Here is a 12366-nt window from a genome sequence, read left to right on the forward strand (position 1 = left end):
GGACGTTGAGTGCTCTGTTCAACATCGCCAAACTCAGCCTCAAACATTCAGTTTTTCGCGAGTTGGACCTTCAAAGTAGATGCTACTGATATGGCAACTACGCGGTTGAGCCAGCACAAAACGAATTGTTTCCCAGATCGAGCGCCCATTCATTAGACGTTCCCCCATTCTGGGCTGGCTATCGACAAATGTATCTAATCCGGTTAGTTCAAAATCCGGGGGATACAGCCCGGTCACACGTATATTCTCTTCAGACAACTGGTTAGAAAGTTTAGTTGTAAAGCCGCTAAGCCCGTGTTTGCTAGCAAAAAAAGCGGGGTGCGCAATTGAATCTGTAAAATTCGGGATCCCACATGAAGATATAATTGAGACGATATCCGCGCTTTCAGAACGTCTTAATCCAGATAGCAAAGCCTGAGTCAGTAGAATTGAACCTGTCAGGCCTGAACTGACGGTATTGATGATTTCTGTATCGGGTTGATCGTCTAACGTGCCTGACAGCCACTGAGCGGCATTGAGAATTAAAATGTCTATGGGCTTGTCGGAAAATAACAGCTGTGAAGAAAACTGAGAAATGGATTCAGGCTGGGTTAAATCACAGATATACCCTTTTGCAATCCCACCTTCAGCCGTGATGATGCTGCAAGTTTTTTGAATATCATCAGCACGCCTCGCGGAAAAATGCACCTCGACGCCTTCTCGCGCCAACCACACGCACAGCGCTTGCCCAAATCCCGCGCCGCCACCGGTAATCACAGCTCTTTTACCTCTCAGCATCTCCATCCATCCTTTCATAATGACTATGTGTGGATGTAGATATACATGAGGCGATGGACTGGCATCTTTCAGTTAGTGCCATTTTTCATGAGAGGCAAGAATAAGCCGCACCGCAATCTGTTTAATCGTGTTCTAGGGGACATGCAACATCTGTTTCTGGCACTGAGCTGACGCTAGGATTTGAGGCTGCCGGGTTGGTTACGTGTCAGAGTAATTGCCAGTCACTGCAAGCTCACCCGCATCATCTCCCCCACGCCCCCCTCTCAATGTCTCCTCTCTGAGGTATACTCGTATTTCTATACCACGCCAGCCAAAGCGGCTTTGGATCAGGCCCGTTTCAGAAGGAGCCTGACGCCTACTCTGCCCTCCAGCCAGCTCCACACCAGACGAATAAAGTGGAACTATCATGAGCCAAAACACCGCTCGTATCAGCGAGATCATCGACAGCGCCAAGATCTCGCCCTATCAGATTCTGATCCTCACGCTGTGTTTTCTGATCGTCTTGCTGGACGGTTTTGACACGGCCATCATCGGCTATATCGCCCCGGCCTTGCGTGAAGAGTGGGGCCTGCTGCCTGCGCAGTTATCTCCCGCATTCGGTGCCGGGTTGTTCGGCCTGTTGATTGGCAGTTTAGTCTTCGGCCCAGTCGCCGATGCCATCGGCCGCAAACGCGTACTGCTCGTTTCGATACTGATCTTTGGCGGCGGCACTCTGGCCTCTGCCTATACCCATTCAATCGAGTCGCTGACTCTGCTGCGGTTAATCACCGGCATCGGTTTAGGCGGTGCGATGCCCACCTGCATCACCCTCAGTTCGGAGTACTCGCCGGCGCGTCGCCGTATGATCATGGTCACACTGAGTTGGAGCGGCTTTACCGCCGGTTTGGCGCTGGGTGGCCTGCTCGCCGGGCAAATTATCCCTGCGTTCGGTTGGCGTGGCCTGTTGATGTTCGGCGGCATTGCCCCGCTGCTGTTGCTGCCGCTGCTGGCCTGGCAAATGCCCGAATCAGTACGCTTTATGACTGCCAGCCAAAAACATGCCGATCGCCTGCGCCACGTGGTCGAACGCATCACCGGCAAAAACTGGGCAGGCGTAACGATTGTCGATGACGAACGTCCAGTACAGGCCAGATCGCCGATATCGCACCTGTTTATCGAAGGCCGTGCGGTGCGCACCCTGTTGCTGTGGGTGGCGTTCTTCTGTTCGCTGTTCGTGTTTTACCAGCTCACCAGTTGGCTGCCGAGCATTCTCAAAGATGCCGGTTACGATATCGTTCACGCGTCGCGCATTGGGGCAATGGTGCCACTGGGCGGGACGCTCGGAGCTATCCTTATGGCGCTGCTGATGGACCGCGTCGGGCCATACCGGGTACTTGCTCTGTCCTACCTGGGTGCAGCGCTGGTTGTCGGCGCCACCGGTTACCTGATGGGGGATGTCTACACGCTGGCGACCACGGTGTTCCTGATCGGTTTCGGCGTGGCTGGTGCACAGAACGGCCTGAACCTGGTGTCCGCCACGATCTATCCCACCGCGGCCCGCGTCACGGGGGTCAGCTGGGCGATGGCGAGCGGGCGCTTCGGTTCAATCGTGGGATCCATGCTCGATGCCTGGATGATTGTCACTGCGGGTTCGTCTGAGATGTTCTTTATCTGGCTGGCGATGCCGGTACTGGTGGGTTCTGCCGCCATATTCCTGCTCTACCGGCTCAGCTCGCACCGCCGCGTACCCACGCCAGCGTCCGCTTTGCCACACTGATCCAACAAAAAAGGGGCCGTGGCCCCTTCTCACTTATTCTGCTTTCGCTGTGGTCGCATCGTTGCGATACAGATGAACATCCATCTGCGGGAACGGAATGCCGATGTTGTTGGCATCCAGCGCACGCTTGAAGTTTTCCATCAGATCAAAGTACACGTTCCAGTATTCTGCATTGGTGGTCCAGGAACGGGTCACAAAGTTCAGTGAGGACGGTGCCATCTCGGTCAGCCGCACAGTCACGCCTTTGGCGTGCATGATGCGCTTGTCGGCCGCGATCACATCGCCAAGTACCTTTTTCACTACATCGATGTCAGCGTTATACGCCACGCCAACCACGATGTCTACGCGACGATTTGGCTCGCGGGAATAGTTGATGATGTTACCGGCGATAATTTTACCGTTCGGCACCACGATGGTCTTGTTGTCTGCCGTACGCAGCGTGGTAGAGAAAATCTGCACCTGGTCGACAGTACCGGCCACACCGCCCAAATCGACATACTCACCGGCACGCAACGGACGGAAGGCCACCAGCAACACGCCTGCGGCGAAGTTGGACAGCGACCCTTGCAAAGCCAGACCCACAGCCAAACCCGCAGCACCCAGCACCGCGATCACTGAGGTGGTCTGTACGCCAACGCGCCCCAGCACAGCGATAAAGGTGAAGGCCAGAATACCGTATCGCGCCATTGCCGACAGGAAATCAGCGACTGTGGCGTCGATACCGCGCAGCTTCATTACCCGATTTACCGCATTGCTGACCACACGAGCAATGATCGAACCGATGATGAAGATAACGATCGCCGCAACGATGTTCACTGCATACTGAATCAATAAATCCTGGTTCTGCACCAGCCAGTTACCGGCACCATTAATGCCGTCTACTACGTTCAGATCTTTCATTCGTGTCGTCCTAACTCTGCCCCTAAAGGGGTAAACTCTCAAAAATACACCGACATCAGATGTCAGTAGGAAACCACCGCCATAGGTTAACCAACATTCACGCAGCATGCCAAGCGTAAGCGCTAAAAATAGCCAAAACGGTGGCTCGACTTCTTCTATGCTGAACACAGCGCCCTCACTTTTTTAAGACAAGGAACCTGTCCCGCAATGCGTATACTTTCCCCGCTCAGGCACTACTGGCAGGTCCGTCCGCGGCTGTTACTTTCTGTTGGCGCAGGTATTCTGTGCTATCTGTTACTCCCCGCCCAGCTGTCTCAACTGCAACGGCTGATGCTCGGCTGGAACGTGCTGGCCTGGCTCTATCTGTTGTTTCTCTGGCGGCTGATGCTGGTTAGCACTCCCAAGCACATTCGCCAACGTGCCCGCGCGCAGGACGAAAGCGCCAGCATGGTTTTGGCGTTGGTCAGCATCGGCTGTCTGGTGAGCATTTTGGCCATTCTGTTTGAACTGAGTACGGCCAAGCAGGTCAGCGACTCACTGAAAACACTGCACCTGGTGTTAACCGGCACCACGCTTGTGGTGTCATGGCTACTGCTACCGACGGCATTTACCATGCACTATGCGCACCAGTTTTACCGCCAGGGCGCACCGCAGGATCCTCTACCGCTGCTGTTCCCCGGTAACCTTCAAGAGCCGACCTATTGGGACTTCGCCTATTTCTCTTTTACCATTGCAGTCGCTTCGCAAACCGCCGACGTCGCGGTTGGCGCAGCAGAAGTACGCAAAGTCGCCCTGCTACAGTCGGTCATTTCCTTTGTCTTCAACCTGGTGATCCTGGGGCTGTCGATCAACGTCGGCGCCAGCCTGCTGAGCTAGAAACAAAAAAGGCTCCCCGAAGGGAGCCTTTATGGCTAACAGCTAGGCAAGATTACAGAACGTCAACTGCGTTCAAATCTTTGAAAGCCTGTTCCAGACGAGTAATCATGGAAGTCTGAGCTGAACGCAGCCATACGCGTGGGTCATAGTATTTCTTGTTCGGCTGGTCGGCGCCTTTCGGGTTGCCCAACTGGCCCTGCAGGTAAGCTTCGTTCGCTTTGTAGTACTGCAGGATACCGTCCCAGGTTGCCCATTGGGTATCGGTATCGATGTTCATTTTGATCACGCCGTAACCTACGGATTCTTTGATCTCTGCGTCGGTAGAACCGGAACCGCCGTGGAACACGAAGTTCAGGCTGTTGTGTGGCAGATTGAATTTCTTGGACACGTAGTCCTGAGAATCACGCAGAATGGTCGGTGTCAGTTTAACGTTGCCTGGCTTATAAACGCCGTGCACGTTACCGAAGGACGCTGCGATGGTGAAGCGTGGGCTGATCGCGTTCAGTTTTTCGTACGCGTAAGCAACGTCTTCTGGTTGGGTATACAGTGCAGATGCGTCCATGTGGCTGTTGTCCACGCCATCTTCTTCACCGCCGGTGCAGCCCAGTTCGATTTCCAGGGTCATACCGATCTTCGCCATGCGAGTCAGGTATTTGCTGCAAATTTCGATGTTTTCTTCCAGGGACTCTTCAGACAGGTCGATCATGTGAGAAGAGAACAGTGGCTTGCCCGTCGCTGCGAAGTGTTTTTCGCCAGCGTCCAACAGGCCGTCCAGCCATGGCAGCAGTTTCTTGGCACAGTGGTCGGTGTGCAGAATAACCGGCACGCCGTAATGCTCAGCCAACTGGTGAACATGATGTGCACCAGAGATTGCGCCCAGAATTGCTGCACCCTGAGGAACGTCAGTCTTCACGCCTTTACCGGCGATGAACGCAGCACCGCCGTTAGAGAACTGTACGATAACCGGAGCACGTACCTTCGCTGCTGTTTCCAGCACGGCGTTGATAGAGTCGGTACCTACACAGTTAACTGCTGGCAGCGCAAAGTTGTTCTCTTTAGCTACTGCGAATACTTTCTGAACGTCATCACCAGTGATGACACCCGGTTTTACGAAATCAAAAATTTTAGACATGTTACTTTGTCCTGTTTCGTCGGCCGTAGATGGATGTAAATCGATTTTTTCATGCCGCGCCGCAGTATGCCGCGCGGTATAAAACAAACGGGCGGCTTTCGCCTCCCGTTGTCTGAATTACTGCTTAGCGCGCTCTTCCAGCATCACTACCGCTGGCAACGCTTTACCTTCCACGAATTCCAGGAAGGCGCCGCCGCCGGTTGAGATGTAGGAAATCTTATCCTCGATCCCGAACAGATCGATGGCTGCCAGAGTGTCGCCGCCGCCGGCAATTGAGAAGGCTTCGCTGTCTGCGATAGCTTTTGCGACAATTTCGGTGCCCTTACGGAAGTTAGGGAACTCGAATACGCCAACCGGACCATTCCACAGAATGGTTTTGGCTTCTTTCAACAACTTAGCCATAGCCAGCGCAGTTTCGTCACCGAAGTCCATGATCTCTTCATCATCGTTGACTTCACTGACTTTTTTCAAGGTAGCAGGTGCAGTTTCAGAAAACTCCGTCCCTACTCGAGAATCGGTAGGAACCGGGATTTTGAACTCGTCACGCAGTTTTCTCGCTGCCTCGACGAAGTCAGGTTCGTACAGGGATTTGCCGACGTTATTATCGATAGCCACGAAGGTGTTAGCGATACCGCCGCCCACAATCACCGTATCGGCGATTTTCACCAGCGAGTTCAGCACATCAAATTTAGTCGAAACTTTAGAACCACCAACCACGGCAACCATCGGACGAGCTGGGGTTTTCAACGCTTTACCCAGTGCTTCCAGTTCTGCGGACAGCAGCGGACCCGCACAAGCTACAGGTGCAAACTTACCTACACCGTGGGTAGACGCCTGCGCACGGTGTGCAGTACCGAAAGCATCCATCACATACACGTCGCACAGCGCCGCATATTTTTTGGACAGGGTTTCGTCGTCTTTTTTCTCGCCCTTGTTGAAACGGACGTTTTCCAGCACAACCAGTTCACCTTCTGCAACGTCAACGCCATCCAGGTAGTCTTTCGCCAGACGAACCGGGGTTTTCAGGTGTTCTTTCAGATAGTTAACAACTGGCAGCAGGGAGAATTCTTCGTTGTACTCGCCTTCGGTAGGACGGCCCAGGTGGGACGTTACCATCACGCGGGCGCCTTGTTTCAGCGCAGCTTCAATAGTCGGCAGGGAGGCACGGATACGTGCATCGGAAGTCACTTTACCGTCTTTCACTGGAACGTTCAGATCGGAGCGGATCAGAACGCGTTTACCTGCCAGATCCAGATCGGACATGTTAATTACAGACATGGTGAACCCTCTTGGTTGATTCTCTAGAAACTATAAAGTTGCCTGAGCGGCGCATCGACCAATGCCGATACCGCCGTACTAGAAACCGCTTGCGGCCATTGCCCGTGTTGTATCCAACATCCTATTGGCAAAGCCCCATTCATTATCACACCAGACCAATGTCTTGATGAGGTGCTGACCGCTGACCCGGGTCTGCGTACCGTCGACGATAGCGCTATGCGGGTCATGGTTAAAATCGATCGAGACTAATGGTAGTTCTGTATAGTCAACTATACCACGAAAAGATCCCCGTGCGGCCATTTGCAACAACTGGTTGACCTCTGCCACTTTCACCGCCGAACTGACGCTGACGCTGAGATCTATCGCCGTCACGTTGATGGTCGGCACGCGTACGGAAATCGCTTCGAAACGATCGCAAAACTGCGGGAAAATACGGGTAATTCCGGCAGCCAATTTGGTGTCGACCGGAATAATCGACTGGCTCGCCGCACGAGTACGCCGTAAATCCTGATGATAGGCATCTATCACCGGCTGATCGTTCATCGAAGAGTGAATGGTCGTTACCGTGCCGGATTCGATGCTGAAGGCATCGTCCAGCAGCTTAATGACCGGAATAATGCAGTTGGTGGTGCATGACGCATTGGAAACGATGCGGTGTTCCTGCAGCAGCGTCTGATGATTGACGCCAAACACGATGGTGGCATCCAGATCGTTACCGCCAGGGTGGGCGAACAACACTTTCTTCGCCCCCGCAGCCAGATGGGCCTCGCCATCGGCTCGGCTGCCGTAGACACCGCTACAGTCCAGCACCACATCTACACCAAGCTCACCCCAGGGAAGCTGTTCCAGCGCGGGCTGATGCAGCAAGCGAATGCGGTCGTCCCCGACGGTCAGCATGTCGCATTCCTGACGCACATCCCAGGCAAAGCGGCCATGGCTGGAGTCGTATTTCAGTAGATGGGCCATCCCCTCGGCGTTTGCCAATTCGTTAATTGCCACCACGGAAATTTCCGCTCGTCGTCCCGATTCGTACAGTGCGCGTAAAACGCTGCGGCCTATGCGGCCAAAACCGTTTATCGCTATGCGGATTGTCATGCTGCTCCTGAAAAAGGGCCTTCTCTCCCCGGGCGCGTTCACCGTTATTGAGAGGGCGCTGACTGGGTCATCTAGATAACCCGCATAGAGTACTTTAGCGCACCACCTGCTGTGAATCGTCGCGTCGCATTATTCCTTCGGTCCAGCCTTCACTCATTACCTTCACTCTGACGTTTCTGTTGAATACAGCTACAACTGAAACGCTTCAGCCGAGCATAAACCAAAGTTTTGCCAAAAGGAACAGATGCGACAGCCTGCCTGACAACCGAACGGCACTTTGCGAGAATAAGATGATCTAGCGCACACTTTTTCAATCTCAATCCGCTGTGATACGCCAGATATCTTGGTAACGATGAGGTGTGGACCGCTAGGCTTTCGGGAATATCCACAGATGCTCGGCCGGCAGGGAAAGCCGGCACAGCGTCTGGCCGCGCACTTCAGTGCCATAGGCCCGCACGACAAAATCCTCAGCGACGGTGCGGAACAGGTACTCCCAACGATCGCCCAGATACATGCTGGTCAGCAGCGGCAACTCAAGCTGGTTACCCTGCGGGTCATCCCCCAGGCGTACGCGCTCCACGCGGATCACCGCCGTGGCCTCTTCGCCGGCTTTTACCCCTGCCCCCGCCATGCCCCACAACGCCCAGTCTTTGCCTTCAATGCGCGCTTTGCCGTCAACCACCTCGGTGATCTTGCCGTTCAGGCGATTATTGCTGCCCATAAACTCGGCGGTAAACAGGGTCGACGGCGAACCGTACATTTCCTGCGGCGTGCCCTGCTGCTCAATTTTTCCGTTGTTAAGCAGCAAAATGCGATCGGAAATCGCCATCGCCTCGTTCTGATCGTGCGTCACCATCAGCGCCGAAAGCCCCAGCTTGATGATCAGCTCACGCAGGAAAACCCGCGCCTCTTCGCGCAGCTTGGCGTCAAGGTTCGACAAAGGCTCATCCAGCAGAATGACCGGCGGGTTGTACACCAGCGCCCGGCCAATTGCCACGCGTTGCTGCTGGCCACCGGACAACTGATGCGGATGGCGCTTACCCAAATGCCCCAGCCCCAGTTGATCAAGCACACCTTGTACCCGCTGGTTGATTTCCGCCGAAGCCACTTTGCGTAATTTCAGCGGGTAGGCAACATTCTCAAACACCGTTTTATGTGGCCACAGGGCGTAGGACTGGAATACCAGCCCCAGGTTGCGCTCCTCCGCAGGAATTTCGCTGCGCGCGCTGCCGTTGTACACGGTATTGCTGCCAATGATAATGCGGCCCTGAGTCGGTTTTTCCAGCCCGGCGACCGCACGCAGCAACGTGGTTTTACCGCTGCCCGACGGCCCCAGCAACGAAACCACTTCGCCACGCTTTAGCTGCATAGAGACGCCCTTCAGTACCGGGTTGTCGCCGTAAGTTAAATGCAGATCTTCTACCGAAAGTTCAATCATGTAATTTCACTCCAAAGCGCAGGGCAATACCCAGACCTAACACCACCAACAGGATGTTAATGAAGGAAAGTGCGGCGACAATATCAATGGCACCCGCCGCCCACAGAGACACCAGCATCGAACCTATGGTTTCAGTGCCCGGAGACAACAGATAGACCCCGGTGGAATACTCACGCTCGAAAATCAGGAACATCAGCAACCACGAGCCAATCAAGCCATAACGCGACAGCGGAATGGTGACGTGGCGGGTGATCTGGCCACGGGACGCCCCAGCGCTGCGCGCCGCTTCTTCCAGCTCAGGGCCGACTTGCAGCAACGTCGACGAGATCAGCCGTAGGCCGTACGCCATCCAAACGACGGTGTACGCCAGCCAGACACTGAAGATGGTGCTGCGTAAGGAACGTAGCCAGACGATCAGGTTTTCCCGCAGCCATTCAGCCATCGGTAGCACCGAAAGCCAGCCCTCTTTCAGCGACTTATCCAGCCACATTGGCAAGAACAGGAAGACCCACAAGAAGGCTAACCCCGCCAACAGGCCAGGTACCGCACGCGGCACCAGCACGCTGTAATCAAGAAAACGGGTAGCCCCGTCAGGTTTGCGATGCATGGCAATGCCGATGAACAAGTAACAGACCACCGCCAGCGCGCCACCGAGTACCCCAATCGCCATCGAGTTGACGATGGCTCGCAGCAAGTTCGGCTGCTGCCAGATAGTGCGGAAAGTGTTGAGCGACAGCTCATCCCAGATTGAAACGCCCACCCCCCAATTAGAAATAAAGGCACGCAGCACCACACCCACCAGTGGCACACCGATAGTCACCGTCAGCCAAAACACCACCACCGCACCGGCCACCCAGCGCCATTTTCCCAGCGGCAGCGCCCGCGCCTGCGAGGCCTTACCCTTAACCGTGACAAAACGGTTGGCGGTACGCATCAGGCGGCGCTGCAACATGACCAATGGAATGGTGATACAGATCAGCACCACCGCTACCGCCGCCATCAAATGGTAAGACGGTGTCCCCAGCTTGTTGGTTAATTGATACAGGTAGGTTGCCAGCACCAGATTGCCCTCTGGATCCCCCAGTACCAGCATCAGGCCGAACACTTCCAGCCCGAGGAAGAACAGCAAAACCCCGGCGTACAGAATCGAAGGCCGCACCATCGGCAAGCTAACGGCAGTCATTACCTGCAAAGGTGAAGCACCCGCCGTTCGGGCGGCTTCTTCTACGTCAGAACCCACGCTGCGCAACGCCGAGGAAATATAGAGATAGGCGTGCGGTACGTGCGTCAACCCGGCGATCACCACGATGCTGGCCATCGAATAGATATTCCAGGGCACAAACCCCAGCAGCGATTCCGCCCACAGTGAAAAGAAGCCGACCGGCCCGGCGGCAACCACGTAGCCAAAGCCCAAGACCATCGGCGAGACAAAGATTGGCACCAGGATCAGCGGTTCAATAAATCGGCGGCCGGGCAAATCGGTTCTGACCATTAAAAAGGCCAGGATTCCCCCCAGCGGAATCGCGATCACCACCAGGCCGAAAGCCAGGATAAACCCGCTTTTCAGCGCCTTGTAAAAGTCCGGATCGGTGAAAATAAATTGGAACGCCTCAAGGCTAAAAACCTTGGAGGGAGAGAAAAAGGGAGCGGAGAGGAAACTTTGAATCACGATAAATGACAGTGGCACATAAATAACCAGTGCGGTTATCACCACCACCAAGCTGCGCGGCAGGCTCTGCCACTTTCTGCGCCATGCATTCATAATTTATCCCTGGTCATAAACCACCAAAGGACGCGCGCCACGGTGGCAGACACGCGTCCGGATATTGAACTTATTTGGCCGCGGCGGCACGCCACTGTTTAATGTAATCCAGACGTTTGGCCGGTTGCAGATACTCCAGCAGGCTTTCATCCACCGGAATCGGCTTCAGCGCATTACCGAGCATTTTGGTCATGCCATCGATATCGTTTTTGCCTTCAATGTCATTACGGATGGAGGGAATATCCGCCTGATTGGCGAGAATGCTCTGGCCCTTTTCCGACAGCACAAAGTTAAGCCACAGTTTTGCTGCATTCGCGTTGGTCGCCTCTTTACTGATAAAGGACACGCGCGACAGCACCAGGGTATAGTCCTTCGGATAAGAGATACTGAGTGAAGGGTCGGTTTTGGCGCGAGCTTCAGCGTATGAACCCAGGATATTGAAACCAATCAGATTCTCACCGGATGACACCCTTTCCATCATGGTCCCGGTAGACGACTGAACCGCCAGCCCCCCTTTAGCAATGTCTGCCAACGTGGCGAAATAATGGGGATCTGCCTTAAAGTCCTGTACCGACAGCATGAACCCCAGCCCCGACTTTTCAATGTCATAGGTCGTGACTTTCTTTTTGAACTTGTCGGTTTGGCTGGCGATCAGTTTTGCCAGTGCAGCATGTGAGTCCGGCACATCACCCTGCGGGATGAGTCGTTTGTTATAGATGAAGACCACCGGCTCATAGGTTGTGCCGTAGGCTTTCTCTTTCCATACCGCCCACTTGGGCAGTTGGCCCTGCTCTGGCGAGGCATATTCTTGCGCGTAGTCAGTGGCCAGTTTCAGCGCCGTATCCATCGACGAGCTCCATACCACGTCGCCGCTGGTGCCACCTGCAGCCTGCTCGCTGATATAGCGGTTGTACAATTCGGTGCTGTTCATATCGTTGTATTCGACTTTAACGCCCGGGTACAACGCTTCGAATCCCTGGATCAGCGGCCCGGCAGCTTTGGTATCTGTGGTGGAATACACCACGACCTTGCCCTCTTTCTTCGCACCGTCCACGATTTTTTGATAGTCAGCGGGATAGCCTGCCGGGAACTCAGCGTAAGCAGGCACTACGCCCAGCACAGCCATCGCTACGACCGACATGCTGATTCTTGTTAACATGATCAACTCCTGGCTACATTTAATAAACCAAAAATTAACATATAGTTAATAAGTGTTCTTAAGCAACGCCGTTGATTTTTTATCTTCGTGTTTTGTGAGGTTGGACGATTTTTGGGCAAGAAAAAGCCCGGCAATGTGCCGGGCTTAGGGTCACGCGACAGGGCAGGGCTTATTTCAGCAGTGCCTGCGCCTT

General features: G+C 54.4%; 11 protein-coding genes. 2 read left to right on the plus strand and 9 right to left on the minus strand.

Annotated elements, in window-relative coordinates; all coding sequences use genetic code 11:
- Window positions 1-39: 39 nt before the first annotated feature.
- Window positions 40-777: an SDR family oxidoreductase gene (locus AC2FCQ_RS17950; protein WP_404760910.1), complete on the minus strand. Its 738-nt coding sequence runs from the start codon at window positions 775-777 to the stop codon at window positions 40-42.
- Between the two features lie 406 nt (window positions 778-1183).
- Here AC2FCQ_RS17950 and AC2FCQ_RS17955 point away from each other — a divergent pair, with 406 nt between their 5' ends.
- Entirely contained in the window at window positions 1184-2533 is a 1350-nt protein-coding gene (locus AC2FCQ_RS17955; protein ID WP_490308799.1) for an MFS transporter, read from the plus strand.
- Between the two features lie 33 nt (window positions 2534-2566).
- On the opposite strand, the gene mscS is transcribed toward AC2FCQ_RS17955, so the two are convergent.
- Entirely contained in the window at window positions 2567-3433 is an 867-nt protein-coding gene (gene mscS / locus AC2FCQ_RS17960; protein ID WP_209639504.1) for a small-conductance mechanosensitive channel MscS, read from the minus strand.
- A gap of 207 nt (window positions 3434-3640) precedes the next feature.
- On the opposite strand from mscS, the gene AC2FCQ_RS17965 reads away from it, so the two are divergent.
- Window positions 3641-4309, plus strand: a complete 669-nt coding sequence (locus tag AC2FCQ_RS17965) for a DUF1345 domain-containing protein (protein ID WP_209639502.1) — start codon at window positions 3641-3643, stop codon at window positions 4307-4309.
- A 52-nt stretch (window positions 4310-4361) separates the two neighbouring features.
- On the opposite strand, the gene fbaA is transcribed toward AC2FCQ_RS17965, so the two are convergent.
- From fbaA to AC2FCQ_RS18000, 7 genes are all read right to left on the minus strand, one after another.
- Window positions 4362-5441, minus strand: a complete 1080-nt coding sequence (gene fbaA, locus AC2FCQ_RS17970; RefSeq protein ID WP_037426794.1) for a class II fructose-bisphosphate aldolase — start codon at window positions 5439-5441, stop codon at window positions 4362-4364.
- Between the two features lie 117 nt (window positions 5442-5558).
- The gene (gene pgk / locus AC2FCQ_RS17975; protein WP_490308800.1) at window positions 5559-6719 is read right to left on the minus strand and encodes a phosphoglycerate kinase; all 1161 of its coding nucleotides are present in this window, start codon (window positions 6717-6719) and stop codon (window positions 5559-5561) included.
- A gap of 78 nt (window positions 6720-6797) precedes the next feature.
- Window positions 6798-7814: an erythrose-4-phosphate dehydrogenase gene (epd, locus tag AC2FCQ_RS17980; RefSeq protein WP_209639496.1), complete on the minus strand. Its 1017-nt coding sequence runs from the start codon at window positions 7812-7814 to the stop codon at window positions 6798-6800.
- A gap of 367 nt (window positions 7815-8181) precedes the next feature.
- Window positions 8182-9252 (minus strand): ABC transporter ATP-binding protein, encoded by a 1071-nt coding sequence (locus AC2FCQ_RS17985; protein ID WP_209639494.1) that lies wholly within the window; start codon window positions 9250-9252, stop codon window positions 8182-8184.
- Window positions 9245-11014, minus strand: coding sequence for an ABC transporter permease (locus AC2FCQ_RS17990; RefSeq protein ID WP_209639491.1), 1770 nt, complete (start codon window positions 11012-11014; stop codon window positions 9245-9247). The genes AC2FCQ_RS17985 and AC2FCQ_RS17990 overlap by 8 nt, the downstream gene beginning before the upstream one ends.
- A 70-nt stretch (window positions 11015-11084) precedes the next feature.
- Entirely contained in the window at window positions 11085-12155 is a 1071-nt protein-coding gene (locus AC2FCQ_RS17995; protein WP_490308803.1) for an ABC transporter substrate-binding protein, read from the minus strand.
- Between the two features lie 20 nt (window positions 12156-12175).
- On the minus strand, window positions 12176-12366 hold a 191-nt coding region (locus tag AC2FCQ_RS18000), incomplete at its 5' end, for a hypothetical protein (RefSeq protein WP_490316617.1).

The sequence above is a fragment of the Serratia sp. CoH_134_PS_4 genome (genome assembly GCF_058190535.1).

What these genes read in the sequence shown, in the direction of transcription:
- pgk (WP_490308800.1), bottom strand. Translation starts at nt 6,719, where the DNA reads ATGTCTGTAATTAACATGTCCGATCTGGATCTGGCAGGTAAACGCGTT.
- AC2FCQ_RS17985 (WP_209639494.1), bottom strand. Translation starts at nt 9,252, where the DNA reads ATGATTGAACTTTCGGTAGAAGATCTGCATTTAACTTACGGCGACAAC.
- AC2FCQ_RS17990 (WP_209639491.1), bottom strand. Translation starts at nt 11,014, where the DNA reads ATGAATGCATGGCGCAGAAAGTGGCAGAGCCTGCCGCGCAGCTTGGTG.
- AC2FCQ_RS17995 (WP_490308803.1), bottom strand. Translation starts at nt 12,155, where the DNA reads ATGTCGGTCGTAGCGATGGCTGTGCTGGGCGTAGTGCCTGCTTACGCT.
- epd (WP_209639496.1), bottom strand. Translation starts at nt 7,814, where the DNA reads ATGACAATCCGCATAGCGATAAACGGTTTTGGCCGCATAGGCCGCAGC.
- fbaA (WP_037426794.1), bottom strand. Translation starts at nt 5,441, where the DNA reads ATGTCTAAAATTTTTGATTTCGTAAAACCGGGTGTCATCACTGGTGAT.
- AC2FCQ_RS17950 (WP_404760910.1), bottom strand. Translation starts at nt 777, where the DNA reads ATGCTGAGAGGTAAAAGAGCTGTGATTACCGGTGGCGGCGCGGGATTT.
- AC2FCQ_RS17955 (WP_490308799.1), top strand. Translation starts at nt 1,184, where the DNA reads ATGAGCCAAAACACCGCTCGTATCAGCGAGATCATCGACAGCGCCAAG.
- AC2FCQ_RS17965 (WP_209639502.1), top strand. Translation starts at nt 3,641, where the DNA reads ATGCGTATACTTTCCCCGCTCAGGCACTACTGGCAGGTCCGTCCGCGG.
- mscS (WP_209639504.1), bottom strand. Translation starts at nt 3,433, where the DNA reads ATGAAAGATCTGAACGTAGTAGACGGCATTAATGGTGCCGGTAACTGG.